This window comes from Pseudomonas sp. SJZ080, assembly GCF_007828295.1.
GTDB lineage: Bacteria > Pseudomonadota > Gammaproteobacteria > Pseudomonadales > Pseudomonadaceae > Aquipseudomonas > Aquipseudomonas migulae_A.
The window spans coordinates 119,104-145,906 of the sequence record NZ_VIUK01000017.1 but is presented as its reverse complement, the minus strand read 5'-3'; the positions used below and the strand labels follow the sequence as shown (position 1 = coordinate 145,906).

The following is a 26,803-nucleotide window of genomic DNA, read 5'->3' as shown; positions in this document are numbered from 1 at the left end:
CGTGCTTCAAGCACCGCGGACTCACAGCTTGCCATCCACCCCTCTCACCCCAGAGCTTATTCCTAGATCTAGACACAAGCGGGCTTGCTCGCGAAGGGGGCGCCGCAGATCTAGAGGGCTTTGATCGCCGCCGGATTGATCATCCGCGCCAACCCAAGGTTCTTCAGCGCCAACTGCAGCGAGCTGTGGATCACTTGCGGGTTGTCGATGGTCATCAACTCCGCGAGCAGTTCCTTGGCCTTGCTCAGGTTGATCTGACGCAGCATCCACTTCACTTTCGGCAGGTTGGTGGCGTTCATCGACAGGCTGTCAAAGCCCATCGCCATCAACAGCACCGCCGCCGCCGGATCACCGGCCATTTCGCCGCAGATGCTCACCGGCTTGCCTTCGGCATGGGCGTCACGCACCACGCTTTGAAGGGCTTGCAGCACCGCCGGGTGCAAATAGTCGTAGAGGTCGGCCACCCGCGGGTTGTTTCGGTCCACCGCCAGCAGGTACTGAGTCAGGTCGTTGGAGCCGACCGACAGGAAATCCACTTGCCGCGCCAGCTCCTTGGTCTGATACACCGCCGCCGGAATCTCGATCATCACGCCGATCGGCGGCATTGGCACGTCGCAGCCTTCATCGCGGACTTCACCCCAGGCCCGGTGAATCAGGTGCAGGGCTTCTTCGAGTTCATGGGTGCCGGAAATCATCGGCAACAGAATCCGCAGGTTGTTCAGGCCTTCGCTGGCCTTGAGCATCGCGCGGGTCTGCACCAGGAAGATTTCCGGGTGGTCGAGGGTGACGCGAATGCCGCGCCAGCCGAGGAACGGGTTGTCTTCCTTGATCGGGAAGTACGACAGCGATTTGTCGCCGCCGATGTCCAGGCTGCGCATGGTCACCGGTTGTGGATGGAACGCGGCGAGTTGCTCGCGGTAGATCGCCAACTGCTCCTTTTCGCTCGGGAACCGCTGGTTGATCATGAACGGCACTTCGGTGCGGTACAGACCGACACCCTCGGCACCGCGCTTCTGCGCCCGCGCCACGTCCGCCAGCAGGCCGGTGTTGACCCACAGCGGCATGCGGTGGCCATCGACGGTCACGCATGGCAAGTCGCGCAACGCATCCAGCCCGAGGGCCAGTTGTTTTTCTTCCTCGACCACTTCGGCGAACTGCTTGCGCAGCACTTCGCTGGGGTTGGTGTAGACCTCGCCGTGGTAGCCGTCGACGATCATCTGGATGCCGTCGACCTTGGAATACGGCAGGTCGACCAGGCCCATCACCGTCGGTATGCCCATGGCGCGTGCAAGGATCGCCACGTGGGAGTTGCCGGAACCGAGTACCGACACCAGACCCGCCAGCTTGCCTTCCGGCACCTCGCCGAGCATCGCCGGCGTCAGTTCTTCGCTGATCAGGATGGTGTTGTCGGGGTAGACCAGGGTCTGCTGACGCTCTTCCTGCAAGTAGGCCAGCAAGCGCCGACCAAGGTCTTTGACGTCCGAGGCACGTTCACGCAGGTAGGCGTCGTCCATCAATTCGAAACGGTTGACGTGATCGGTGACCACCTGACGCAGCGCGCCCTGGGCCCACTGACCGGTCTTGATCACGGTGGTCACTTCGTTGCCCAGCGCCTCGTCGGCGAGCATCATCAGATACACGTCGAACAAGGCTCGTTCTTCAGGGCGCAACTGCGTGGCCAGCTTGGCCGACAGCGCACGCATGTCGGCGCGCACGCCTTCGATGGCGGTCTTGAACAGACCCAGTTCGGCCTCGATGTCGACGATGGTCTTGTCGGGCACCACGTCCAGATCGGCCGGTGGCAGCATGACCACCGCCGTACCGACCGCCGCACCCGGCGAACCCGGCACGCCGACGAACTTGGCTTCCTGGATGCCTTTGCCCTGACGGCCAAGACCCCGAATCGAACCGGTGGCCTCGGCGTGGGCGATAACGCCAGCGAGCTGCGCGCTCATGGTCACGAGGAAGGCTTCTTCACCTTCATCGAACTGACGGCGTTCTTTTTGCTGAATGACCAACACGCCGACGACGCGGCGGTGGTGAATGATCGGTGCCCCGAGAAATGAGGCGTAGCGCTCTTCACCGGTCTCGGCGAAGTAGCGGTAGCGCGGGTGATCCGCGGCGTTTTCGAGGTTAAGGGGTTCTTCACGCGTGCCGACCAGGCCGACCAGACCTTCGTTGGGTGCCATGCTGACTTTGCCGATCGAGCGCTTGTTCAAGCCCTCGGTCGCCATCAGCACGAAGCGGTTGGTCTCGGGGTCAAGCAGGTAGACCGAGCAGACCTGGCTGCCCATGGCCTCTTTGACGCGCAACACAATAATCCCCAACGCCGCCTTGAGATCCTTGGCGGAGTTAACTTCCTGGACGATCTTGCGCAGCGTATTGAGCATGGCTCGGGGTCGAACTCCGTCGTCAGTCGCGCGCTAAAAGGCGCGGGGCAAGCTCTTTGAGAGCGCGTCGATACACCTCGCGCTTGAATGTCACCACCTGGCCCAACGGATACCAATAGCTGACCCAGCGCCAGCCATCGAATTCCGGTTTACCGGTCAAATCCATCCGCACCCGCTGCTCGTTGGAGATCAGGCGCAGGAGAAACCATTTCTGTTTCTGGCCGATGCACAGCGGTTGGCTGTGGGTACGGACCAGACGTTGCGGCAAACGATAGCGCAACCAGCCCCGGGTGCAGGCGAGAATTTCAACATCTTCACGCTCCAGACCCACTTCTTCGTTCAACTCGCGGTACAAGGCGTCTTCCGGCGTCTCCTGGGGATTGATACCACCCTGTGGAAACTGCCAGGCATCTTGATTGATACGGCGAGCCCATAGCACCTGTCCGGCATCATTCGTGAGAATGATCCCGACATTGGGGCGGAAACCATCGGGGTCGATCACGGCAACAACCTCGCAAACGCATGTCGCCGCATTGTTCCACAAAGGTTGTGAAGGCAGCAACGAGCCGGCCTACCTTATGTGCACTCTTGTGAAAAGTCCGTATTCTGGAGGCCTTTCTACAGACTTTTCAGCGAGTAACTGCAATGCGCCTGGCTTTATTCGACTTGGACAACACGCTTTTGGGCGGTGACAGTGACCACGCCTGGGGCGATTACCTGTGCGAACGCGGCTTCCTCGACGCCGTCGCCTACAAGGCACGCAACGATGAGTTCTATCAGGATTACCTGGCCGGCAAGCTCGATAACGATGCCTACCTGAACTTTTGCCTGGAAGTCCTCGGCCGCACCGAGATGACCACGCTGGATCAATGGCACCTCGATTACATGCGCGATTGCATCGAGCCGATCGTGCTGCCCAAGGGGCTCGAGCTGCTGGCCAAGCACCGCGAGGCGGGTGACAAACTGGTCATCATCACCGCCACCAACCGCTTCGTCACCGGGCCGATTGCCCAGCGACTGGGCGTCGAAACCCTGATCGCCACCGAGTGCGAGATGGTCGATGGCCGCTACACCGGGCGCAGCACCGACGTGCCGTGCTTCCGTGAAGGCAAGGTGACGCGGCTTAATCGTTGGCTGGAAGAAAGCGGGCATTCGCTGGAAGACAGTTATTTCTATAGCGACTCGATGAATGATTTTCCGTTGCTGGAACAGGTGGCGAATCCGGTGGCGGTTGATCCGGACCCGAACTTGCGCGCCGAAGCCGAGAAGCGTGGCTGGCCGGTCATTAGCCTGCGCGATTGATCACGGCATCCTGCAGGAGCCGGCTTGCTGGCGATCGGATCGACGCGGTTGTTCAGTTACACCGCGTTATCGTTGATCGCCAGCAAGCCGGCTCCTACACAGGCTTCGCGCCCATCAGTCCCGCAATGGCGACAAAACAAACAAAGCTGAACAGTGCCAGCGCAAAGGTGAACTTGCCGTTGCCTCCCGGCGCCTTGCGCAACTTGTTCAACCGCACCAGCAACCAGAACCATGCCAACGCCGCCACGGTGTAGAGCACACTCGACGCCAGCAACCACGTCTGCCCCAACGGCCAGCCCACCAGGTGCACCATCCACCAGCCGGTGAACGGCATGCTCAGCAGTGCCAGCCCCATCAACAGCCAGATGAACACGCGAGGCCTTTGCAAAGTGCGGCTTGCCGCCGTCGCGTCGCCCGTACGCCGGGTCCGCCAGACCCAGATCCCCAGGCCCAACGCACACACCAGCAACACCACCGTCGCGACCATGTGCGCCACTTTCAGGGCGGTTAACGTTTCCATTGTTCGATTTCCTTATGACCTGCCCATCAGCGTAGCCGCTCAGCCAAGAAACAGCTGATAGGCCGGATTGTCGCTTTCGTCCCAGTACGGGTAGCCGATTTCTTCCAGCGCCGCCGGCACCAGATGACGCTCCTCGTGTGGTACTTGCAGCCCTGCGACCACACGACCATCCGCCGCGCCATGGTTGCGGTAGTGGAACATCGAAATGTTCCAACGTCCGCCGAGCTTGCTGAGGAAGTTGAACAGTGCGCCCGGCCGCTCCGGAAATTCAAAGCGCAGCACCACTTCATCAACCACTTGGGCCGCGCGGCCACCGACCATGTGCCGGATGTGCAACTTGGCCAGTTCGTTATCGGTCAGGTCCAGCACCGGGAAACCCTGCTCGGTCAGGCTGGCAAGCAACGCGCTGCGCGGATCGTTTTCCGGGTGCGTCTGCACACCGACGAAGATGTGCGCTTCGCTGCCGGTGTTGTAGCGATAGTTGAATTCGGTGATCTGACGCTTGCCGATGGCTTCGCAGAACGCCTTGAAGCTGCCCGGCTTCTCCGGGATGGTCACCGCGATGATGGCTTCGCGGCCCTCGCCCAGCTCGGCGCGTTCGGCGACGTGACGCAAACGGTCGAAGTTGACGTTGGCGCCGGAATCGATGGCCACGAAGGTGTGGCCTGTGACGGCATGCTGCTCGACGTATTTTTTGATCCCGGCCACGCCCAGAGCACCGGCAGGTTCAGTGATCGAGCGGGTATCGTCGTAGATATCCTTGATGGCCGCGCAGATCTCGTCAGTGCTGACCGTGATCACTTCATCGACATAGTTTTTGCAGATGTCGAAGGTGTGCTGTCCGATCTGAGCGACCGCGACGCCGTCGGCGAAGATGCCCACGGTCGGCAGCACCACGCGCTCGCCGGCGGCCATGGCGGCTTGCAGGCAATTGGAATCGTCCGGCTCGACGCCGATGATTTTGATTTCCGGGCGCAGGTATTTCACGTAAGCCGCGATACCGGCGATCAGCCCGCCACCGCCCACCGGAACGAAGATCGCATCCAGACGCCCGGGGTGCTGGCGCAAAATCTCCATGGCCACCGTGCCCTGCCCGGCAATGGTGTGGGGATCGTCGTACGGATGAATGTAGACGTAGCCTTTTTCGTCGACCAGTTTCAGCGAGTAGGCCAGGGCTTCCGGGAACGAATCCCCGTGCAGCACCACTTTGCCGCCGCGGGAACGCACACCTTCGACTTTGATCTCGGGAGTGGTCTTGGGCATGACGATAGTGGCCTTCACACCCAGCACTTTCGCCGCCAGGGCCAGGCCCTGCGCGTGATTGCCCGCCGAAGCGGTCACTACGCCACGAGCGCGCTCTTCATCGCTCAGCTGCGTGAGCTTGTTGTAGGCACCGCGAATCTTGAACGAGAACACCGGCTGCAGGTCTTCGCGCTTGAGCAAAATACTGTTGCCCAGCCGCTCGGAGAGCTGGTGGGCAGTCTGCAATGGGGTTTCTACGGCAACGTCATAAACGCGCGAGGTGAGGATCTTTTTGACGTACTGTTCAAGCATCGGAAAGCATCACTGAGCGGGTTGGGCAGGGCCATGGAGTCTAACCCGGCTTTCGCCTGAGCGACCACACTAAACAGGTGGTTTTAAGGCCTGATGCAATACCTGTGGCGAGGGAGCTTGCCCCCGTTCGGCTGCGAAGCAGCCGTAAAATCTGTTTATGCGGTCTCTCTGAAAGAATGCTGGGGAGCGCTTCGCGCTCCAACGGGGGCAAGCCCCCTCGCCACAGGCCCTCCTCACCACCATCCGACACTCAGGCAATGACCTTCCCCGCCCCGACGCCTATAATGCCGGCCTTCGTTCCCCCCTTGCCCGCTTTCGGAGCCCGCATGACCCAGGATCAACTCAAACAGGCAGTGGCTCAGGCCGCCGTCGACTTCATCCTCCCGAAACTCGACGACAAGAGCATCATCGGGGTCGGCACTGGCTCCACTGCCAACTGCTTCATCGACGCGTTGGCCCAGCACAAGGGCGCATTCGATGGTGCCGTCGCCAGCTCCGAAGCCACCGCCGCGCGCCTCAAGGGCCATGGCATTCCGGTGTATGAGCTGAATACAGTCAGCGACCTGGAGTTCTACGTAGACGGCGCCGACGAAAGCGACGAACACCTGAACCTGATCAAGGGCGGCGGCGCAGCCCTGACCCGCGAGAAGATCGTCGCGGCCGTGGCCAAGACCTTCATCTGCATCGCCGACGCCAGCAAACTGGTGCCGGTGCTCGGCGCGTTCCCGCTACCGGTGGAAGTGATCCCGATGGCCCGCAGCCACGTGGCCCGCGAACTGGTAAAGCTCGGCGGCGACCCGGTTTACCGTGAAGGCGTGTTGACCGATAACGGCAACATCATTCTGGATGTGTTCAACATGCAGATCACCAACCCGGTGGAGCTGGAGACGCAGATCAACGCGATCGTCGGCGTTGTGACCAATGGTTTGTTTGCGGCGCGTCCGGCGGACTTGCTGTTGCTGGGCACCAGCGAAGGCGTGAAGACCCTGCGCGCCCAGTAAGAAAACGCATCCCCCCTGTAGGAGCCGGCTTGCTGGCGATGAGGACGTAACATTCAACATCCATGTTGGCTGTTAAATCGCTATCGCCAGCAAGCCGGCTCCTACAGGTAGCGCTCCTAATTCAGGGTTGTGCAGGTTTCTTGAAGACGTAGAACAGGTTCGGTTCGCTCACCAGGTACATCGTACCGTCGTCATCCATGGCGATCCCTTCCGCTTGCGGCACCGTCTTCTGCAACCCCTGACGCCCTTTGTTCAATGACATGGTGCTCAGTGGTCGCCCATCCACGTCCAGCTCCAGAATCAGTCGTGACTCATCGGACAGCGCCAGCAAATGGCCGCTGCGCTCATCGTATTGCAGGCTCGACAAGTCTCTGACAAACATTCCGGCATCGCGCTTGGGGTTGTTGACCACGTGCACCGCGTAGGATTTCTCCGGGTTGTAATGCGGGAAACCCTGCACTTCATAGATCAGCATCGGGTCGCGCTCCTTGGCGACAAACAGGCGTTTGCCCACCGAATCGTAGGCCAGGCCTTCAAAGCCCTTGTTGCCGCTCATGTGCACGCCCAGCGTCATCTGCTCGGCTTCCGCCGCATCGAGGAACGTGGTGTCCTTCTCCAGATGAATCTTGATCAGCCGTTGCTGGCGCTCGTCAGTGATCACATACGTGTCGGCGCTGATGAACTCCACCGCTTCCGGATCACCGAAGCCGACCAACGCGACACGCCTGATGATCTGCCCTTCCAGCGACAGCTCAATCAGTTCGGAGTTTTTGTTGGTGACGGTGAACAGGCTTTTGCGCACCGGATCGAAGGTCAGCGCCGACACATCGTCGTCGAGGCCTTCGATGACCCGGCCCTCGACGGTGACCTGATAGTGACCCAGGCCGATGGACTGCTCGCTCTCCGGCTGCCAAAACGTGTGCAGATTGAACCAGGTGCGCTCGAACAGCCGCAGGTACTGGCCGACCGCAACCAGCATGATCAGCGCAATCACCAACAGAATCAGCATCAGGGGTTTGGGACGGGCAAGTCGGCGCATTCAGGCGGGCTCGGAATCAGGACGGGTGGATGAAATACCACGGCAGTCTGAATTGAAGCTTAATGGCCATTGGCCGGAGCCTACAACTGAGCGTCGCGTTTCCTACAAATCTTCTGCAGGAGCCGGCTTGCTGGCGATGGCATCACCGCGGTGAGTCGGTCACACCGAGGTGGTGCTATCGCCAGCAAGCCGGCTCCTACAGGCTCAATGTTGCTTTTCGAAACGATAGAACAGGTTCGGTTCGCTCACCATGTACAGCGTTCCGGCGTCGTCCATGGTCACGCCTTCGGCACGGGGAATGGTCTTTTTCAGACCGTTGAAGCCGCCCAGCAAGGTCATGAAGCTCACCTGCTCGCCCTTCTCGTCCAGCTCCAGCAACAGATGGGAGTCGGCGGACAATACCAGCGTGTGCCGGGTGCGCGGGTCAATGGCCAGGGCCGACAGGTTGCGGATGTCCAGTTCGTCATTGGCCAGCTTCTGCTTGTCGCCGGCGAGCGTCTGACCGTCGTTGCTTTTCCAGGTGAACAGCGCCGGCGGACGCTCCTCACCCAGCAGCATTTGCTGGTTGCGCGCATCCCAGACAACCGATTCAAACGCTTTGTTCTGGTCTTTCGACGGACCGAGGTCGTACTTCGGAAAGTTGGCGATGTTCAGCTCGCGGGTATCGGCATCGACCTTGACGATGGTGAGCACATGCTCACGCTCATCGACGATGGCCAGCAGACCGTTGCCCATGACCGTTACCGCCTCCGGATTGCTCCAGCCCACCAGCGGCATTTTGCGCAGCACATCGCCCTGCAGGGTCAGCTCGACCAGGAACGGGTTCTTGCCCATCACCGAGAACAGGGTTTTGGTTTGAGGGTCGTAGGCCAGGTCGGATGCTTCGTCCTTTTCCATCCCCGGCAATGGCTTGGCATCGATCACCGCGCGGTAGTCCGGGAGCCAGATACTTTCCTGGCGTTCGGCCGGGCTTTCGAAGCGCTCCAGCACCCAGAGCACACCGCGATCATCCCAATGCATCGCAAACGCAAGGCCATATGCAGCGGCCACGGCCAGCAACAGCCAGTAATACCAGCGCATGAAAAAGCGCGGGCGACGGGCTGTTTTAAGCGTGGGTAGCGGTTGGGTGGCCATCAGGGGATGCGTTCCAGAAATTCAGGCTAAGGGTAATAGCACAATTGGGACCGGCTCAGACGCCAGAAACCCTGGAATTATCCAGACAAGATGTGAAAAAAACGGCAAATGGCGGGATTGCCCTGCATGAGTGCCGCTTTGCATGAGGCAGAACACAATTCCCTGTAGGAGCCGGCTTACTGGCGATGGCAGTGCAACATTCGATTAGATGTTGAATGTGACGCTGCAATCGCCAGCAAGCCGGCTCCTACAAGGTTGCGTTGTGTCAGCGGACGCTGCTGGTGAAGCTGCTGGCGCCTGGCAATTCGATGACCAGCTCGTCACCGACATTCAACGGACCCACGCCAACCGGCGTGCCCGTGAGGATCACATCACCGGCCTGCAGCGAGAAGCAGCCGGCCATGTGCTGGATCATCGGCACGATCGGGTTGAGCATCGCGCTGCTGTTGCCATCCTGGCGGACTTCGCCGTTGATGGTCAGGCGAATGCCGATGTCAGTCAGGTCGGCAAAGGTACTGCCGGACACGAACGGAGCAATCACTGCCGCACCGTCGAAGGACTTGGCGATTTCCCATGGCAGGCCTTTGGACTTCAGCTCGGCCTGCTTGTCACGCAAGGTCAGGTCCAGGGCCGGGGCAAAACCGGAGATCGCGTCGAGCACTTCTTCACGGCTCGGTTTGGTCGACAAAGGCTTGCCGATCAACACAGCGATTTCCGCTTCGTAATGCACCGAGCCACGCTCGGTCGGAATGCTGAAACCACCTTCCAGCGGAACGACGCAACTGCCAGGCTTGATGAACAGCAGGGGCTCCGTTGGCACCGGGTTGTCCAGTTCCTTGGCGTGTTCGGCGTAGTTACGGCCAATGCACACCACTTTTCCCAGCGGGAAGTGAATACGCGTACCGTCGACATACTGGTGCTGATAGCTCATGGACCGACTCCTGGTTCGTAGCTCTTGAATTCAAACGTCAAACAGCGAAAATCTTGCCCGGGTTCATGATGCCGTTCGGGTCGAACACCGCTTTGACGGCTTTCATGTACTCGATCTCAACCGGCGAGCGACTGTAGGTCAAGTAATCACGCTTGGTCATGCCCACGCCGTGCTCGGCAGAAATCGAACCGTTGTATTTCTCGACGGTTTCGAACACCCACTTGTTGACGGTCGCGCACTTGGCGAAGAACTCGTCCTTGCTCAGGTTTTCCGGCTTGAGGATGTTCAAATGCAAGTTGCCATCGCCGATATGACCGAACCAGACGATTTCGAAGTCCGGGTAGTGTTCGCCGACGATCGCATCGATTTCCTTCAGGAACGCCGGGACTTTCGACACAGTGACCGAAATGTCGTTTTTGTACGGCGTCCAGTGGGAGATGGTTTCGGAAATGTATTCGCGCAGTTTCCAGAGGTTTTGCAGCTGGGTTTCGCTCTGGCTCATCACGCCATCCAGCACCCAGCCCTGCTCCACGCAATGCTCGAAGGTTTCCAGCGCGTGATTGGCCACATCTTCAGTGGTCGCTTCGAATTCCAGCAGCGCATAGAACGGGCAATCGGTTTCGAACGGTGCCGGCACGTCGCCGCGCCCCATGACTTTGGCCAGAGCCTTGTCGGAGAAAAATTCGAATGCAGTCAGGTCGAGCTTGCTCTGGAAGGCGTGCAACACCGGCATGATCGAGTCGAAATCGGCGGTGCCGAGCACCATCGCAGTGAGGTTTTTCGGAGCACGGTCCAGACGCATGGTCGCTTCAACCACAAAACCGAGCGTGCCTTCCGCGCCGATGAACAGCTGACGCAGGTCGTAGCCGGTGGCGTTCTTGATCAGATCGCGGTTCAGTTCCAGCAGGTCGCCCTTGCCGGTGACCACTTTCATGCCGGCGACCCAGTTGCGGGTCATGCCGTAGCGAATGACCTTGATTCCGCCGGCATTGGTGCCGATATTGCCGCCAATCTGGCTCGAACCTGCGGACGCGAAGTCCACCGGGTAATACAGGCCTTTTTCCTCGGCGACGTTCTGCAGATGCTCGGTGACCACACCCGGCTGGCACACCGCCGTGCGGTCGGTCAGGTTCACGTCGAGAATCTGGTTCATGTAGTCGAAGGACACGACCACTTCGCCATTCGCTGCGACTGCCGCAGCGGACAGCCCCGTACGCCCGCCGGACGGCACCAGCGCCACCTTGTGTTTATTGGCCCAAAGGACGATGGCCTGGACCTGTTCGGTGGTCTTGGGAAACACGATGGCCGTCGGGGCCGGGGCGAAATGCTTGGTCCAATCCTTGCCGTAAGCATTCAGGGAGTCGGCATCAGTCAGTACCTTGCCAGGCTCAACCAGGGTCTTCAGCTCATCAATCAGCGCAGGAATGGTCATCGACAGAACTCTCGAACAATTCATGGTCATCCTGAGAACGCTTCACGTCGCAGGAATGAGTGTTTAGCGGGGTGCATATGCTAGCATACCGACCCCGCAGCATAGTGCCGAAAGGCAATTCTGCGGCGACGGCTTTCTTGCCGTCCGGGTCAGCGTCTGCTGGCTATTTCCTGCCATTTTTCTCCGGGATACAGGTTTACGCAGATGAGCAAGACTTCTCTCGATAAGAGCAAGATCAAGTTCCTTCTTCTCGAAGGCGTCCACCAATCGGCTGTCGACGTCCTCAAGTCGGCGGGCTACACCAGCATCGAGTACCTCACTGGTTCTCTGCCGGAAGCCCAGCTGAAGGAAAAGATCGCTGATGCTCACTTCATCGGCATTCGCTCCCGCACTCAACTGACCGAAGAGATCTTCGATCACGCGAAGAAGCTCGTGGCGGTAGGGTGTTTCTGCATCGGCACCAACCAGGTTGACCTGAACGCTGCCCGCGAACGCGGTATCGCGGTGTTCAACGCTCCGTACTCCAACACTCGCTCCGTTGCCGAGCTGGTGCTGGCCGAAGCGATCCTGTTGCTGCGTGGCATCCCTGAGAAGAACGCTTCCTGCCACCGTGGCGGCTGGATCAAGAGCGCGGCCAACTCCTTCGAAATCCGTGGCAAGAAGCTCGGCATCGTCGGTTACGGCTCGATCGGTACGCAATTGTCGGTTCTGGCTGAAGGCCTGGGCATGCAGGTGTATTTCTACGACACCGTGACCAAGCTGCCACTGGGCAACGCGACCCAGGTCGGCAACCTGCACGAGCTGCTGGGCATGTCCGACATCGTCACCCTGCACGTTCCGGAAACCGCTGCCACCCAGTGGATGATCGGCGAGAAGGAAATCCGCGCCATCAAGAAGGGCGGCATCCTGATCAACGCCGCGCGCGGCACCGTGGTCGAGCTGCAAGCCCTGGCGGACGCGATCAAGGACAAGCACCTGATCGGCGCGGCCATCGACGTATTCCCGGTGGAGCCACGCTCCAACGACGAAGAGTTCGAAAGCCCGCTGCGTGGCCTGGACAACGTGATCCTGACCCCGCACATCGGTGGTTCCACCGCTGAGGCGCAAGCCAACATCGGTCTGGAAGTGGCAGAAAAACTGGTCAAGTACAGCGACAACGGTACTTCGGTATCGTCCGTTAACTTCCCGGAAGTGGCCCTGCCGGCTCACCCTGGCAAGCACCGTCTGCTGCACATCCACGAGAACATTCCGGGTGTGATGAGCGAGATCAACAAGGTCTTCGCCGAAAACGGCATCAACATCTCCGGTCAGTTCCTGCAGACCAACGAGAAAGTCGGCTACGTGGTAATCGACGTCGACGCCGAGTACTCGGACCTGGCGCAAGAGAAGCTGCAGCACATCAACGGCACCATTCGTTGCCGCGTGTTGTTCTGATCGCGACTTGAGCGACAAAAAAAGGAGACCTTCAGGTCTCCTTTTTCGTGGGCGCTACTAACGTTACTTAACGTTGACGGTGATTTTCTCAGAGACGATCGGCGGATCGAAGGCCATATGGTTCATGTCGCCCAACTCCAACTGCAAGGTGTGCTTGCCAGGTGTCAGCGTCAGCTCGGTCTCTGTCTGCGCCTTGCCGAAGTGAACGTGATTGGCATCGGCAGGGATGACTGCCCCTGCTGGGACTACATCCTTGGCATCGACCAGCAAATGGTGGTGGCCAGTATTCTTGGTGGTATCGCCCGCTGGCGCCAACGCAACGTTTTCAACAGCGAATTTGATTTTGAAAGTTTGCGGAACAGTCCCACCATCTTTAGGAGAAACGATGGACACTTCAGCACCCTTGGGTGCCGGCGTAGCCGCACTGGCCAGCACCGAAACGCCCATCAGCAGGCCAGCCAATGCAGTACGTGACATAAAGGTTTTCATTCTCTTCTCCAGTTTTTTCGTAAAATCCGCGCGGCCATGACAACTTCACGGCCATTCGTTGTCGAAGGTTCTCGACAACCATAGCAAAGCGAGCCTGAACCAGCGCATCGCGATAAATGTATTCAAAGGAGTGACCATGCGCTTTCTGCCTGGCCTGATCTGCCTGCTACCCCTTCTGAGCCCTTTAGCTCATGCCGAACTGATTGACGATGTAAACGACCGCGGTGAATTGCGCATTGCCCTTGAGGCTAATACACCGCCCTTCAATTTCAAGGACGACGGCCAGCTCTCCGGGTTCGAAGTCGAACTGGGCCAACTGCTGGCCAATGAACTGGATGTGCGGGCCGACTTTGTCGTTACCGATTCCAGCGATCTGTTGGCCGGCGTCGAAAGCGGCAAGTACGACGTCGCCATCAATCACATAGCAGTGACCCCGGAACTCGAGGATCGTTTCGACTTCAGCGAACCTTACATTCACACCAGTTCGCAATTGATCGCACAGAAAGAAGAGCCGCGTTCGATCCTGCTGGTGCAGTCGCTGACGGAAGAAAAACCGAAAACCGCCTCGACTGTGAGCCTGGCGATTCCGTTTCAGAAGGGTAACCCGGCGTTCCACGCCAGCCTGGAAAACGCCTTGCAGCGGATCAAGGCGGATGGGCGGATGGCGGCGCTGGAGAAAAAGTGGTTTGCGGCAGATACGGGCGAAGAGCCGAAGCCCTGAGTCCACCGACGATCCCTTGCAGGAGCCGGCTTGCTGGCGATAGCGGTGTAACAGTCAATGTAAATGTTGAATGTTAAACAGCTATCGCCAGCAAGCCGGCTCCTACAGAGGTTGTGTGGGGCGTTAGGTTTGCAGTGCGGCCGCTGCTTCAGCCAGCTCCAGCTCGCTGAAGACTTGCACGCCATGGCGCTTGAGCAACGCGGCGGTGACGCCTTCCCCGCTGACTTTCACGCCGCTGAACGTGCCGTCATAGGTCAACAGGTTGCCGCACGACGGGCTGTTGGCCTTGAGCACGGCGATGCGGATGCTGTATTTCTGCACCAGCTCCAGCGCCTGATAAGCCCCCGAAAGAAACTGCGCACTGACATCTTCACCTTCGGTGGTGATGACCAACGCCTGCCCCTCCAGCACCTCACCACCCTGCCCGCCCGGAATCTCCGCCGCCGCCCGTGGCGTCGGCAACCCGCCGGCGACCTCAGGGCACAACGGCACGACGCGACCTTCGTCGAGCCACTGCTGAAGCTGATCGAACGGCCCGCTGGCCCCGCCGTCGTAACGTACGCGGTGGCCGAGCAGGCAGCGACTTACCAGGATTTTCTGCATGATCAGAACGGCTCGTTGCCACGACGCCGGAACCAGCCGGTCAATGACAGGCGATCGCGGGTCGCGGGCAGGACTTCGTGGGGCACCTCGCCCGACAGGAACACCACCAGGCATCCGCCGGTAGGCACCACATCGTGTTCGACGCCATCTTTCAGGTACATGCGCAACTGACCGCCGTGTTCCGGCAACCAGCCGTCGTTGAGATAGACCACCGCCGAGACCATGCGCCGGTCATCATCGCGGAAGCGGTCGACATGCTTGAGGTAGAAAGCTCCGGGCGGGTACATCGCAAAATGGCTTTCGAAATCTTCCAGGCCCAGATACAAGCCGCGATTCATGGCTTCGCGCAGGCTGTCCATCAACTGCAGATAGCTGTCGCAAGCCAACGCCTGACCGGGCTCGATCCACTGGATCCTGTCGCCGCGAATCCCCTCGCGAATCTCCGATGTTGGCCCGCGGCCCACGGCGGCCGGGGCCAATTCACCCTCGGCGGCACGTTTATGGCACTCAGCCGCCAGCGCTCGGGTCAGATCCAGAGGCAGGAATATATTCTGCTGCGACCAGCCGCGTTCAGCCAGGTCGTCGACGATACGTAACAGCAGCGGGTGATCAGAGGGTATTTGCATGCCGCGCATAGTATTCCTGTGCCCGAAAATCCGACAGAGCCGTGCAGCGGCTTGATACGAATTCTCGACAAGTCCGTATGCCACACGGAGAATAGTCGCCTGCTGACAGGAGTCCCTATGCGCCGTTTGCTTTTCTCACTGCTGATGTTCTGCGTTTTGCCCGCCTGGGCAGACGGCCACGACCAGTTGTACAAGGTCGCCGGCTGGCCAGAACAGCGCGCGCATTTCAGCGATGCCCTCTCAGCCGCTCAACAGCGTTACCAGAACAGCCTGCCGCCCGCCGTGTTTCAGGCGCTGGTGAACAACAGCAATCAGCGTTTTGCCCCGCAGGCCGTGGACCAGCGCGCCGAAGCGCAATTGCGCAAAACCCTCGCTGATCCGAAGCCTGCACTGACCTTCTTCCAGTCGCCGCTGGGCAAGAAAATCGTGGCCGCCGAGTTGCTGGCGACCCGTCGGGACCAGTTGGCGAAGAACGCCAAAGGCCTGCCGAAGATTCAGGCCAGCGACAGCCGCATGCTGATCATCGGTCACCTCGCCCAGGCCTTGCCCGCGCGCGAGGCCGGCGCGGAAGTCAGCCTGGCGATTGCCGGTGTTGCGGCCGACAGCCTGAGCTCGATGATCCCCGGCCTGCTCGGTGGCGGTCAGGCGCAGGGGATGTTGAACGGTCAGCGTCAGCGCTTGATGGAGCAGATCGGCAGCGACCTCAACAACACGTTGCTGTATGTCTATCGCGATCTGTCGGATGACGAGCTGGAAGAGTTCGCCACGTTTGCCGAGTCGGCTGAAGGCAAGGCTTATTACCAGGCGGCGTTGGCGGCGATTCGGGCGGGGTTGGCGGTAGGGCAGAATCCTTCGGACCTCAGTCAGTAATTTCGGCGTCTGCAAGGGGCCGTTCGCGAGCAAGCCCGCTCCCACATTGGACCGTCTTCCCCCCAACAACTCGGTCTACTGTGGGAGCGGGCTTGCTCGCGAAGAGGCCGGAACAATCACTAAAGATTCCGACCCTTGATCCGCTTGCTCAAAAACCCGAAATACTCCCCCCGCAACGCCACTGTCTCATTCGCCAAATGATGCCGCGCCTCAGGCAACATCAATACCTGTGGCCGATCGAACTTGGCTTTCAACACCTCAAGGTTGTGCTCCCAATCCACCGTCATGTCTGCCTGCCCTTGCACGATCAGCGGCTGGCGCATGCTGCCTGGCGCTGCCTCGATGCGCTTGATCCAGCGCGCCAGCGCGCCAACCCAGGCCGTCGGCAGGCGCAGCGGCTGCAACGGGTCGGCTTGCAGGAATGGCAGGAAATCCGGATCGTTGGAGTTCTCGCTGAAACGCCGGGCGATGGCTTTGACGAAAGGTTTGAGCAGGTAATAACTGAGTTGCGACCACCCCCAGGCCCGCGGCCTCACCAGTGGCGACAACAGGATCACCTGGCCCTGGGCCGGGCTGCTCGCGCCTTCATTGAGCACATGATCGATCACGATGGCGCCACCGGTGCTCTGCCCGCACAGGTGCCACGGTTGCGGCAGATCGAGGGATTTTGCTTCGGCAAACAGCCCTTGCAGCGTGTCCTGATACTCGGCGAAATCCTTGATGCTCGCCCGTTCGCCACTGGACAGGCCGTGCCCCGGCAAGTCACAGGCAATCACCGCAAAGCCCTGATCCAGGGCCCACTCGATCACATGCCGGTACAGCCCGGTGTGGTCGTAGAAACCGTGGAACACAAACAGCGTCGCTTTCGCCCGCTCTGGCCACCAGAGCTGGCTGACCAGCTCATAACCATCCACTTCGAAACGTCCCAGGCCACCGCGCAACTGACGCCCCGGAAAATCCAGGCCGTAGAACCGCCGGTACGCCTGCGCCTCCACGGACAGCGGCTGCCACTCGGCTAAAGGCCGCAGGCCGGCGCGCAGGTGATCAGGGTCGAAAGTGGCGGACATGGGCGATTCCAGAGCACGAAGCAGACTTTATAAGCCTGCGATATTCATCTGTCGCGGCAAGCATGGCAAGCTGGGCGACCTTCGAGGATCGATACCCATGCGTTCGCCCTACCGCACCCCACTGCTTGCCAGCCTTATCGCGCTCGTGTGTGCCGGTGTTTTGTGGGCGGCTTACGACTGGTTTCAAGGGCGTTACCTGCGCGCGTTCAGCGAACACACCGCGGTATTTTCCGGCGACCCGTTGCGCCTGCCCGACAACCTTGCCGGCCCCGGCGCCATCCGCTTCGTGCACTTCTGGGACCCGGCCTGCCCGTGCAACGTCGGCAATCAGCAACACCTGAGCGAACTGGTCGAGCAGTATGTGCCGCAAGGCGTCGAGTTCTATTCGGTGCAAAAGCCCGGCAGCCAAGGCCAGTTGCCCCGTACCTTGAGCAGCCTGAAAACCATCACCGTCCTCCCAGGCTCCGAACAGATCCCGGCCAGCCCGGCCGTGGCGATCTGGGATCGCAGCGGCAAACTCGCCTACTTCGGCCCCTACAGCGAAGGCCTGACCTGCAATTCGAACAACAGCTTTATCGAGCCGATCCTGCAAGCGTTAAACGCCGGTCGCGAGGTGAATGCCACGCACACCCTGGCGGTCGGGTGTTACTGCCCATGGCCTGTCGATACAAAGAAGTAGCGACAGACCAGACAACAAGAATCCCTCCTACGGGTGATGGGCCGATTCGGCAGGTCGTGTTAAACAGTGACGCCAGGGAATTGCTGCCACTCATAACAAGAACAAGGAATCACCATGAAACGCCTCCTGACTGCGCTCGTCCTGCTGATTGTCGTGCTCGCCGCAGGTGCCGGCTGGTACGTCTACAGCAAGCAACCGACACGCCAGGGCATGGTTGAGTTGCAACACCTGCAAGGCTCCGTCACCGTGCGTTACGACGAGCGCGGCATCCCGCACATCCGCGCCGAAAACGAAACCGACCTGTACCGTGCCCTCGGCTATGTGCACGCCCAGGACCGGCTGTTTCAGATGGAAGTCCTGCGTCGCCTCGCCCGCGGTGAACTGGCCGAAGTGCTGGGCCCGAAACTGCTCGACACCGACAAACTGATGCGCAGCCTGCGCATTCGCGAACGCGCCGAAACGTACTTCGCCAATCTGGACAAACAGTCCCCGACATTCATTGCCATGCAGGCCTATCTGGACGGCATCAACCAGTATCAGGACAGCCATGCAAAACCCGCCGAGTTCGATGCGCTGGGCATTTCAAAGCGCCCGTTCACCGCTCAGGACACCATCAGCATCGCCGGTTACATGGCCTACAGTTTTGCCGCGGCGTTTCGCACCGAACCCTTGCTGACTTACGTGCGCGACCAGTTGGGTGCCGACTACCTGAACGTCTTCGAGCTCGACTGGCAGCCCAAAGGCGTGCTGGCGAACCGCAGCGCCGCCGTACCGCCCCTCGCCAGCGCCGACTGGAAAGACCTCAATGCCCTCGCCCGCCTGAGCGAGCAGGCACTGGCCGACAACGGCTTGCCGCAGTTCGAGGGGAGCAACGCCTGGGTGGTCTCGGGCAACCGCACCAAAAGCGGCAAGCCGCTGCTGGCGGGTGACCCGCATATCCGCTTTTCCGCGCCGTCGGTGTGGTACGAAGCGCAGCTCTCGGCGCCGGGCTTCGAGCTCTATGGTCACTATCAGGCGTTGATGCCATTCGCCTCGCTGGGGATGAACCGCGACTTCGGCTGGAGCATCACCATGTTCCAGAACGACGACCTCGACCTGATCGCAGAGAAGGTCAACCCGGACAACCCCAATCAGGTTTGGTATCGCGGCAAATGGGTGGACATGGTCACCAGTGAGCAGCAGATCGCGGTCAAGGGTCAGGCGCCGGTGAAATGGGTGTTGCGCCAGTCACCCCACGGGCCGATCGTCAACGATGCGCTGGGCAACAGCGTCGGCAAAACGCCGATCGCCATGTGGTGGGGGTTTCTCGAAAGCCAGAATCCGATCCTCGAAGGCTTCTACCAGCTCAACCGTGCCGACACCCTGGCCAAGGCGCGCAGTGCCGCCGCCAAGATTCAGGCTCCGGGCCTGAACATCGTGTGGGCCAATGCCAAGGGTGACATTGGCTGGTGGGCCGCGGCGCAATTGCCGAAACGTCCGGCCGGTGTGCGGCCGTGGTTCATCCTCGACGGCAGCAGCGCCGAAGCGGACAAGGATGGTTTCTACCCGTTCAGCGCCAACCCGCAGGAAGAGAACCCGGCGCGAGGCTACATCGTCTCGGCCAACTTCCAGCCTGTGTCTCCTACGGGCATGGAGATTCCCGGTTACTACAACCTCGCGGATCGGGGTCAGCAGCTCAATCGCCAGCTCGGCGACAAAACCGTCAAGTGGGATCTGGAGACCAGCCAGAAGTTGCAGTTGGGCACCACCACTGCGTACGGCCCGCGCTTGCTGGCGCCGTTGTTGCCGGTCCTGCGTGAAGTGGTGAGCGATCCCGCCGAACTCAAACTGGTGGAACAACTGGCTCAGTGGAAAGGCGATTACCCGCTGGATTCCACCAGCGCCACGCTGTTCAACCAGTTCCTGTTCAACCTCGCGGACGCATCGATGCACGATGAGTTGGGCAACGACTTTTTCGAAACGCTGCTCTCGACCCGGGTGATCGACGCTGCGCTGCCGCGTCTGGCGGCGAACGCTGAATCGCCGTGGTGGGACAACCGCAACACCCTCGGCAAGGAAACCCGTGCCGACACGGTGAAGGTGGCGTGGCAAGCGAGCATTGCTCATCTCAAGACCACGCTGGGTGCGGATGTCGCGCAATGGCAGTGGGGCAAGGCGCACACGCTGACCCATGGTCACCCGCTGGGGCAGCAGAAGCCGCTGGACCGGATTTTCAATGTCGGGCCATTCGCGGCGCCCGGTACCCATGAAGTGCCGAACAACCTTTCGGCAAAAATCGGCCCGGCGCCATGGCCGGTCACTTACGGGCCATCGACCCGGCGCCTGATCGATTTCGCCGACCCGGCACACAGCCTGACCGTCAACCCCGTGGGTCAAAGTGGCGTGCCGTTTGACCGGCACTATGAAGATCAGGCTGAGGCGTATGTCGAAGGGGTGTACTTCCAGGCGCACCTCAATGATGAAGAGGTGACGGCGAACACGCGGAGTACGTTGAAGCTGTTGCCGGCGCGGTAGATTTTTGTTGGCCGGGCTGACGCCATCGTGAGCAAGCCCGCTCCCACATTAGACCGCGATCCAATGTGGGAGCGGCTTGCTCGCGAAGAGGCCCTGACAGACAACATCACTGTCAGCTCAAACCATCGCCGAAAAATTCAACCTGAACTGCTGCGGCGTCACCCCCAACCGGCGATTGAACACGCTGCGCATATGCTGGGCATCGCGAAACCCGCACTGGTACGCCACGGTTTTCAGCGGTGCGACGGTGCTTTCCAGCATCACCCGCGCCGCATCCACCCTCGCCCGCTCGACAAATTCCGCCGGGGTGACTTTCGCCTCTTTGGCAAACACCCGGGAAAAGTTGCGCGCGCTCATGTTGGCCGCATTGGCCAGGTCGGCGATGGTCAGGTCGCCGGTCAGGTTCGCCAGCACGTAATGCTGAACCATCGCCACCGCCGACGTCGGTTCGGCATGGGGCGTCAGGAATGGGCTGAACTGTGACTGCCCGCCCGAGCGCTGCGTGAACACCACCAGCCGCTTGGCCACACTCAGCGCGACTTCCGGCCCGTGATCCCGGGCCAGCAGGTACAACGACAGATCGATTCCCGCCGTGACGCCGGCCGAGGTGTACAGCTCGCCATCCTGCACGTACAGGCGATCAGGCTCGACCTGAGTCGAAGGACACAATGCCGCGAGCGCCGCTGCATCGCCCCAATGAGTCGTCACCGTTCGCCCCTCGAGCAGCCCGGCGCGAGCGAGCATGAACGCGCCGTTGCAGATCGAGCCGAAGCGTTGCGCCAGGGCGCTGGCATCCCGCAGCCAGGCATTGAAGGCGGCGCCGAAATCCATGAACGGCAACTGTGGCCCTCCGGCCACCAGCAACAAGTCGTACGCGTCCAGCGCCTCGCTGAAATGCCGATGGGCGTTGAGCGACAAACCGTTGGAACACGGCATCATCCCGCGTTCGACGCCAATCACCTCCAGCCGATAGTGATCCTCCGGCGCCAGGAAGCGATTAGCCTCGGAAAACACATCCATGGGGCCGGTGACGTCCAGGGACTGAACGCCGGCGAAGACCACGATGGCAACGGTTTTACTCATGTCAGGACTCGCCCTCAATGGCTCTGGATGCACACACTGCAGGAGCCGGCTTGCTGACGATCGCGGTGTGCCTGTCCACGTCAATGTTGAATGTTGAATGTTGAATGTTAAGCCGCTATCGCCAGCAAGCCGGCTCCTACAGGTTTTGCGCACGACGTGAATCCATGCGAAAGACTCCAACCGTAGCCAATCCGTGCCCAACAAGCGAGGCTGGCGCGATATGCATGCTCATTGGCAAGGATCGCAGCCATGGATCGATTGTCCGGTTCTGGCTGCCGGAACAGACTTGTTCCATCAGCGCCGCCACGGCGTTCCCCACGAGGACAGCACCATGAGCAGCACCATCGCCGGCATCAAAATCCCGGACAGCGCGTTGGCCCGGGCCACCACGGAATACATTCGCGACGTCGAATCCGACCTGCTTTATCACCACTCGCGCCGGGTGTTTCTGTTCGGTGCGTTGAGCGGTGAACGCAAGCAACTGGCCTACAACCCCGAGCTGTTGTATGTCGGCGCCATGTTCCATGACCTGGGCCTGGTGGAAGGCCATCGCACGGACGACAAACGCTTCGAAGTCGATAGCGCCAACGCCGCCAAAGCGTTCCTCAAGCCTTACGGGTTGAGCGATGACGACATCGAGCAAGTGTGGCTGTCGATTGCCCTGCACACCACACCGGGTGTGCCGCAACACCTGCGTCCTAACGTGGCGCTGGTGACCGCGGGTGTAGAAATGGATGTGCTGGGTATCGACTACGCGGCGTTCCCCACCGTGCAGCGCGAAGCGGTGGTGCATGCGCATCCACGGGGTGAAGGGTTCAAGGAGTGCATCCTGTGTGCATTCGCCAACGGCTTCAAACATAAGCCGGCTACCACGTTCGGTACGGTGAATGCGGACGTGCTGGTGGACAGCGAGCCAGGGTTCAAGCCGATGAACTTTGTCGAGATCATCCGCAAATCACCTTGGGTGGCATAGATCCTTGTAGGAGCCGGCTTGCTGGCGATGGTGTGTCAGCGACGTTGATGTCGACTGACACTCCATCGCCAGCAAGCCGGCTCCTACAGTAGATCGGGTTGGCCACGCGATTGTGGCCAACACTCAGGCAGCTTCCGGCGCCTGCTGTGCGCGACGCACGTCCGGTTGCTTCCACGAGTCGGCCGCGCTTTCTTCGATGGCCTGCTGAATCGCACGCTTGCGCGCTTCTTCGGCACGGCGGCTGAAGAACCAGACCAGGAAGGTCATCAGCGACACCGCCAGCAGTATCAGACTGGCCACGGCATTGATCTCGGGTTTGACCCCCAGACGCACCGCCGAGAACACTTCCATCGGCAAGGTCGTCGACCCCGGCCCCGACACGAAGCTCGCCAGCACCAGGTCATCCAGCGACAGGGCGAACGACATCATGCCGCCCGCACCCAACGATGGCGCGATCATCGGAATGGTGATCAGGAAGAACACCTTCCACGGCCGCGCCCCCAGGTCCATGGCCGCCTCTTCGATGGACAGGTCCAGTTCACGCAAGCGCGCCGATACGACCACCGCCACATACGCCGCACAGAACGTCGTGTGGGCGATCCAGATGGTGACGATGCCACGTTCCTGTGGCCAACCGATCATCTGCGCCATGGCCACGAACAGCAGCAACAGCGACAGACCGGTGATCACTTCGGGCATCACCAACGGCGCGGTGACCAAACCGCCGAACAGCGTGCGGCCCTTGAAGTGGGTGATGCGGGTCAGGACGAACGCGGCCAACGTACCCAGCGCCACCGCCGCCACCGCCGTGTAGCAGGCGATTTCCAGCGAGCGCACCACCGAGCCCATCAGTTGCGTGTTGTCCATCAACCCGACGTACCACTTGATCGACCAGCCGCCCCACACCGTCACCAGTTTCGAGGCGTTGAACGAGTAGATCACCAGGATCAGCATCGGCGCGTAGATGAACAGCAAACCGGCTACAAGCATGAAACTCGAGAAACGGAAGCGCTTCATTCCTTGCCCTCCATTTCTTTGGCCTGGCTACGGTTGAACAGGATGATCGGCACGATAAGGATCGCCAGCATCACCACCGCCAGCGCAGATGCCACCGGCCAGTCACGGTTGTTGAAGAATTCTTGCCACAGCACTTTACCGATCATCAGCGTCTCAGGACCGCCGAGCAGTTCCGGAATCACGAACTCGCCCACCACCGGAATGAACACCAGCATGCAGCCAGCGATGATGCCGTTCTTGGACAGCGGAATGGTGATCTTCCAGAAGCTGTTGAAGGTGCTCGAACCGAGGTCGGACGCGGCTTCCAGCAGGCTGTTGTCGTGCTTCACCAGGTTGGCGTAGAGCGGCAGGATCATGAACGGCAGGTACGAATAAACCACGCCGATATAAACCGCCAGGTTGGTGTTGAGGATCTGCAGCGGTTCGTCGATCCAGCCCATGGTCATCAGGAAACCATTGAGCAGGCCGTTGTTGCTGAGGATGCCCATCCACGCGTAGACGCGGATCAGGATTGCGGTCCAGGTCGGCATCATGATCAGCAGCACCAGCACCGTTTGCAGCTCTTTGCGGGCACTGGCGATGGCGTAGGCCATCGGGTAGCCGATCAGCAGGCAGAGGATGGTGCTGAACAACGCCATCTTCAGCGAGCCAAGGTAGGCTGCGATGTACAACTCATCGTCGCCGAGCATCGCGTAGTTGCCGAGGTTGAGCAGCACCTGGAGCTTCTGGTCGATGAAGCTGTAGATCTCGGTGTACGGCGGAATGGCCACGTCGGCTTCGGCGAAGCTGATCTTCAGGACAATGAAGAACGGCAGCATGAAGAACAGGAACAGCCAGATGAACGGAACCCCGATGACCAGCTGACGGCCACCGGGAATTATTCGGTTGAGGCGGCGTTTGAATTTGCGCATGTTCATGAGCGAAGTACCACGCCGCTGTCGTCTTCCCACCACACGTAAACCTGGTCACCCCAGGTTGGGCGCTGGCCACGGCGCTCGGCGTTGGCGACAAACGACTGGACGATCTTGCCGCTCGGCAATTCGACGTAGAACACCGAGTGACCGCCGAGGTAGGCGATGTCATGCACCTTGCCGCTGGACCAGTTGTATTCGCAGGTCGGCATGGTCGGGGTCACCAGCAGTTTTTCCGGACGGATCGCGTAAGTCACGGACTTGTCCTGCACCGAGGTGCTGATGCCATGACCCACGTAAATCTGACGATCCAGGTCCTTGCAGGTGATGGTGGCGTGACCTTCGGCGTCGTCGATCACTTCACCGTCGAAGATGTTGACGTTGCCGATGAACTCGCAGACCAGGCGGCTGGTCGGGGTTTCGTAGATATCGATCGGGCTGCCGATCTGGGCGATCCAGCCCAGGTGCATGATCGCGATGCGCTCGGCCATGGTCATGGCCTCTTCCTGGTCGTGGGTCACCATGACGCAGGTTACGCCGACGCGCTCGATGATCTCGACCAGCTCCAGCTGCATTTGCGAACGCAGCTTCTTGTCCAGCGCACCCATCGGCTCGTCGAGCAGCAACAGCTTCGGTCGCTTGGCCAGCGAACGCGCCAGGGCCACACGCTGACGCTGGCCACCGGACAACTGATGCGGTTTGCGCTTGGCGTACTGGGTCATCTGCACCAGCTTGAGCATGTCGGCCACGCGGGCATCGACTTCAGCCGCGGGAAGCTTGTCTTGCTTGAGGCCGAAGGCGATGTTCTGCGCCACGGTCATGTGCGGGAACAAGGCGTACGACTGGAACATCATGTTGATCGGCCGCTCGTACGGCGGCATGTCGGTGATGTCTACGCCATCGAGGAAAATACGCCCCTCCGTGGGCCGTTCGAAGCCGGCGAGCATCCGCAGCAACGTGGATTTGCCCGATCCCGAACCGCCGAGCAGGGCGAAGATCTCGCCTTTCTTGATTTCCAGGGACACATCGTCCACGGCAATCGTCTCGTCGAACTTCTTCGTGACCCGGTCGATTTTGACCAGCACCTGTTTAGGTGACTGGTCGCCCTCGAGGGCTTTCTTATAGGCGCCGGAGGCAACTGCCATTTACGAAACTCCCAGAAAAAAAGAGTGCAGTTCGCTCAAGGTGAGCCAACCTTGGATAGTTTGAGCCTTGAAGCTATTTGCCCGACTTGACCTTGGTCCAGCTGCGGGTCATCAAACGTTGAATGTTTGGTGGTAACTCAATCGACACGTAAGTCTTGTCGAGGACTGTTTGCGGTGGATAAACCGCTTCGTCGGTGCGAATGGACTGTTCCATCAGTGTGTCCGACCCCGGGTTGGGGTTGGCATAGCCGACGTAATCGCTGACCTGGGCGATCACCTCAGGTTTCAGCAAATAGTTGATGAAGGCGTGGGCTTCTTTGACGTTGGCCGAATCCTTTGGAATCGCCAGCATGTCGAACCACAGTGCACCGCCTTCCTTTGGAATCGAGTAGGCGATGTTCACGCCTTTCTTCGCTTCAGCCGCACGGTTGCGGGCCTGGAACATGTCGCCGGAAAAACCGATGGCGATACAGATGTCGCCGTTGGCCAGGTCGGCGATGTATTTGGAGGAGTGGAAGTAGGTCACGTAAGGCCGCACCGCCAGCAATTTGGCTTCGGCCTTTTTGTAGTCTTCGGGGTTGGTGCTGTTGGCGTTGAGGCCCATGTAATTGAGGACGGTGGGCATCATTTCATCGGCGGAATCGAGGAACGCCACGCCGCAACTCTGCAGCTTCTTGATGTTCTCCGGCTCGAACACCGCAGCCCAGGAATCGATCTTGTCGACACCCAGCACAGCCTTGATCTTGTCGACGTTGTAACCGATGCCGTTAGTGCCCCACAGGTATGGCACGGCGTACAGGTTGCCCGGATCGTTCTGTTCCAGACGCTTGAGCAATACTGGGTCGAGGTTCGAGTAGTTCGGCAACTTCGACTTGTCGAGTTTCTGGAAAGCACCGGCCTTGATCTGCTTGCCAAGGAAGTGGTTGGACGGCACGACCACGTCATAACCGGTGCGCCCGGCGAGCAACTTGCCTTCCAGGGTTTCGTTGGAGTCGAACACGTCATAAACCGGCTTGATGCCGGTCTCTTTCTGGAAGTCCGCCAGGGTGGTCTCGCCGATGTAATCCGACCAGTTATAAATATGCACCGTACCGGCGGCCTGGGCACTGACAGCGAATGTCAGCCCAGCGCCGACCAGCAGGGCATTGCGCAGCAAAGAAGAAATAGGCAAGTGGAGGTCCTCTAAAATTAGTTGGGCCCAAGTTGCCCCGCGTTACATGACAGTCATCGCTGCCCAGCAACAAAACCGGCGCGCAACTTACCCTCGAAAAACCGTTCCAGCAAACTTTATGAAGATCCGAGTAGGAGCGAGCTTGCTCGCGATGGTCGTCAACGATAACGCTGGGTGCCTGACACCCAGCGGTGCTC

General features: G+C 60.1%; 25 protein-coding genes. 8 read left to right on the top strand and 17 right to left on the bottom strand.

Annotated features, from left to right (window positions below):
• Nucleotides 1-110: 110 nt before the first annotated feature.
• Both ptsP and FBY04_RS21445 read right to left on the bottom strand, forming a co-directional pair.
• Nucleotides 111-2,390, bottom strand: coding sequence for a phosphoenolpyruvate--protein phosphotransferase (gene ptsP, locus FBY04_RS21450; protein ID WP_145316747.1), 2,280 nt, complete (start codon nt 2,388-2,390; stop codon nt 111-113).
• A gap of 22 nt (nt 2,391-2,412) precedes the next feature.
• Entirely contained in the window at nt 2,413-2,892 is a 480-nt protein-coding gene (locus FBY04_RS21445; RefSeq protein WP_007897732.1) for an RNA pyrophosphohydrolase, read from the bottom strand.
• Nucleotides 2,893-3,035: 143 nt separating this feature from the next.
• On the opposite strand from FBY04_RS21445, the gene FBY04_RS21440 reads away from it, so the two are divergent.
• The gene (locus FBY04_RS21440) at nt 3,036-3,692 is read left to right on the top strand and encodes an HAD family phosphatase (protein ID WP_145316745.1); all 657 of its coding nucleotides are present in this window, start codon (nt 3,036-3,038) and stop codon (nt 3,690-3,692) included.
• Between the two features lie 94 nt (nt 3,693-3,786).
• Here FBY04_RS21440 and FBY04_RS21435 read toward each other — a convergent pair whose 3' ends face one another.
• Nucleotides 3,787-4,212: a DUF2269 domain-containing protein gene (locus tag FBY04_RS21435; RefSeq protein ID WP_084320385.1), complete on the bottom strand. Its 426-nt coding sequence runs from the start codon at nt 4,210-4,212 to the stop codon at nt 3,787-3,789.
• Nucleotides 4,213-4,251: 39 nt separating this feature from the next.
• Nucleotides 4,252-5,766: a threonine ammonia-lyase, biosynthetic gene (ilvA, locus tag FBY04_RS21430; RefSeq protein WP_145316743.1), complete on the bottom strand. Its 1,515-nt coding sequence runs from the start codon at nt 5,764-5,766 to the stop codon at nt 4,252-4,254.
• A 326-nt stretch (nt 5,767-6,092) separates the two neighbouring features.
• Between ilvA and rpiA the strand changes: the two genes are divergently transcribed.
• Nucleotides 6,093-6,767, top strand: coding sequence for a ribose-5-phosphate isomerase RpiA (gene rpiA, locus FBY04_RS21425; RefSeq protein WP_084320382.1), 675 nt, complete (start codon nt 6,093-6,095; stop codon nt 6,765-6,767).
• A 121-nt stretch (nt 6,768-6,888) separates the two neighbouring features.
• On the opposite strand, the gene FBY04_RS21420 is transcribed toward rpiA, so the two are convergent.
• The 4 genes from FBY04_RS21420 to FBY04_RS21405 all read right to left on the bottom strand — a co-directional run bounded on the left by FBY04_RS21420 (nt 6,889) and on the right by FBY04_RS21405 (nt 11,303).
• Nucleotides 6,889-7,806 (bottom strand): SdiA-regulated domain-containing protein, encoded by a 918-nt coding sequence (locus FBY04_RS21420; protein ID WP_084320381.1) that lies wholly within the window; start codon nt 7,804-7,806, stop codon nt 6,889-6,891.
• A 204-nt stretch (nt 7,807-8,010) separates the two neighbouring features.
• Nucleotides 8,011-8,940: an SdiA-regulated domain-containing protein gene (locus FBY04_RS21415; RefSeq protein ID WP_084320380.1), complete on the bottom strand. Its 930-nt coding sequence runs from the start codon at nt 8,938-8,940 to the stop codon at nt 8,011-8,013.
• Between the two features lie 265 nt (nt 8,941-9,205).
• Nucleotides 9,206-9,871, bottom strand: coding sequence for a fumarylacetoacetate hydrolase family protein (locus tag FBY04_RS21410; protein ID WP_084320379.1), 666 nt, complete (start codon nt 9,869-9,871; stop codon nt 9,206-9,208).
• A gap of 37 nt (nt 9,872-9,908) precedes the next feature.
• Nucleotides 9,909-11,303 (bottom strand): FAD-binding oxidoreductase, encoded by a 1,395-nt coding sequence (locus tag FBY04_RS21405; protein ID WP_084320377.1) that lies wholly within the window; start codon nt 11,301-11,303, stop codon nt 9,909-9,911.
• 204 nt (nt 11,304-11,507) lie between these two features.
• Between FBY04_RS21405 and serA the strand changes: the two genes are divergently transcribed.
• Nucleotides 11,508-12,737, top strand: a complete 1,230-nt coding sequence (gene serA, locus FBY04_RS21400; protein WP_084320376.1) for a phosphoglycerate dehydrogenase — start codon at nt 11,508-11,510, stop codon at nt 12,735-12,737.
• Between the two features lie 63 nt (nt 12,738-12,800).
• On the opposite strand, the gene FBY04_RS21395 is transcribed toward serA, so the two are convergent.
• On the bottom strand, nt 12,801-13,226 hold the full coding sequence (locus FBY04_RS21395; RefSeq protein ID WP_084320374.1) for a DUF4399 domain-containing protein: 426 nt from the start codon (nt 13,224-13,226) through the stop codon (nt 12,801-12,803).
• A 136-nt stretch (nt 13,227-13,362) separates the two neighbouring features.
• Between FBY04_RS21395 and FBY04_RS21390 the strand changes: the two genes are divergently transcribed.
• Nucleotides 13,363-13,947, top strand: coding sequence for a transporter substrate-binding domain-containing protein (locus FBY04_RS21390; RefSeq protein ID WP_145316741.1), 585 nt, complete (start codon nt 13,363-13,365; stop codon nt 13,945-13,947).
• 123 nt (nt 13,948-14,070) lie between these two features.
• Here FBY04_RS21390 and FBY04_RS21385 read toward each other — a convergent pair whose 3' ends face one another.
• Nucleotides 14,071-14,550, bottom strand: a complete 480-nt coding sequence (locus FBY04_RS21385; RefSeq protein WP_145316740.1) for a DUF523 domain-containing protein — start codon at nt 14,548-14,550, stop codon at nt 14,071-14,073.
• A gap of 2 nt (nt 14,551-14,552) precedes the next feature.
• Nucleotides 14,553-15,185, bottom strand: a complete 633-nt coding sequence (locus FBY04_RS21380; protein WP_084320370.1) for a 2OG-Fe(II) oxygenase — start codon at nt 15,183-15,185, stop codon at nt 14,553-14,555.
• Nucleotides 15,186-15,293: 108 nt separating this feature from the next.
• Here FBY04_RS21380 and FBY04_RS21375 point away from each other — a divergent pair, with 108 nt between their 5' ends.
• Complete coding sequence (locus FBY04_RS21375; RefSeq protein WP_145316738.1) at nt 15,294-16,046, top strand: DUF2059 domain-containing protein; 753 nt, start codon at nt 15,294-15,296, stop codon at nt 16,044-16,046.
• A gap of 119 nt (nt 16,047-16,165) precedes the next feature.
• Here the strand turns inward: FBY04_RS21375 and FBY04_RS21370 are convergent, their stop codons facing one another.
• Nucleotides 16,166-17,113: an alpha/beta hydrolase gene (locus FBY04_RS21370; protein ID WP_145316736.1), complete on the bottom strand. Its 948-nt coding sequence runs from the start codon at nt 17,111-17,113 to the stop codon at nt 16,166-16,168.
• A gap of 97 nt (nt 17,114-17,210) precedes the next feature.
• Here FBY04_RS21370 and FBY04_RS21365 point away from each other — a divergent pair, with 97 nt between their 5' ends.
• Nucleotides 17,211-17,792, top strand: a complete 582-nt coding sequence (locus FBY04_RS21365; protein ID WP_084320365.1) for a DUF6436 domain-containing protein — start codon at nt 17,211-17,213, stop codon at nt 17,790-17,792.
• A gap of 114 nt (nt 17,793-17,906) precedes the next feature.
• Nucleotides 17,907-20,306, top strand: coding sequence for a penicillin acylase family protein (locus FBY04_RS21360; protein WP_145316734.1), 2,400 nt, complete (start codon nt 17,907-17,909; stop codon nt 20,304-20,306).
• Between the two features lie 117 nt (nt 20,307-20,423).
• Here the strand turns inward: FBY04_RS21360 and FBY04_RS21355 are convergent, their stop codons facing one another.
• Nucleotides 20,424-21,389: a GlxA family transcriptional regulator gene (locus FBY04_RS21355; protein ID WP_084320362.1), complete on the bottom strand. Its 966-nt coding sequence runs from the start codon at nt 21,387-21,389 to the stop codon at nt 20,424-20,426.
• 331 nt (nt 21,390-21,720) lie between these two features.
• Between FBY04_RS21355 and FBY04_RS21350 the strand changes: the two genes are divergently transcribed.
• Nucleotides 21,721-22,362: an HD domain-containing protein gene (locus FBY04_RS21350; protein ID WP_145316732.1), complete on the top strand. Its 642-nt coding sequence runs from the start codon at nt 21,721-21,723 to the stop codon at nt 22,360-22,362.
• 123 nt (nt 22,363-22,485) lie between these two features.
• On the opposite strand, the gene FBY04_RS21345 is transcribed toward FBY04_RS21350, so the two are convergent.
• The 4 genes from FBY04_RS21345 to FBY04_RS21330 all read right to left on the bottom strand — a co-directional run bounded on the left by FBY04_RS21345 (nt 22,486) and on the right by FBY04_RS21330 (nt 26,606).
• Nucleotides 22,486-23,379: an ABC transporter permease subunit gene (locus tag FBY04_RS21345; protein ID WP_084320360.1), complete on the bottom strand. Its 894-nt coding sequence runs from the start codon at nt 23,377-23,379 to the stop codon at nt 22,486-22,488.
• On the bottom strand, nt 23,376-24,257 hold the full coding sequence (locus FBY04_RS21340; RefSeq protein ID WP_174602664.1) for an ABC transporter permease subunit: 882 nt from the start codon (nt 24,255-24,257) through the stop codon (nt 23,376-23,378). The genes FBY04_RS21345 and FBY04_RS21340 overlap by 4 nt, the downstream gene beginning before the upstream one ends.
• Nucleotides 24,258-24,292: 35 nt before the next feature.
• A complete protein-coding gene (locus FBY04_RS21335; protein WP_084320357.1) occupies nt 24,293-25,435 on the bottom strand; it encodes an ABC transporter ATP-binding protein in 1,143 nt (380 codons plus the stop codon).
• A 73-nt stretch (nt 25,436-25,508) separates the two neighbouring features.
• Nucleotides 25,509-26,606: a polyamine ABC transporter substrate-binding protein gene (locus tag FBY04_RS21330; protein WP_145316730.1), complete on the bottom strand. Its 1,098-nt coding sequence runs from the start codon at nt 26,604-26,606 to the stop codon at nt 25,509-25,511.
• Nucleotides 26,607-26,803 lie beyond the last annotated feature (197 nt).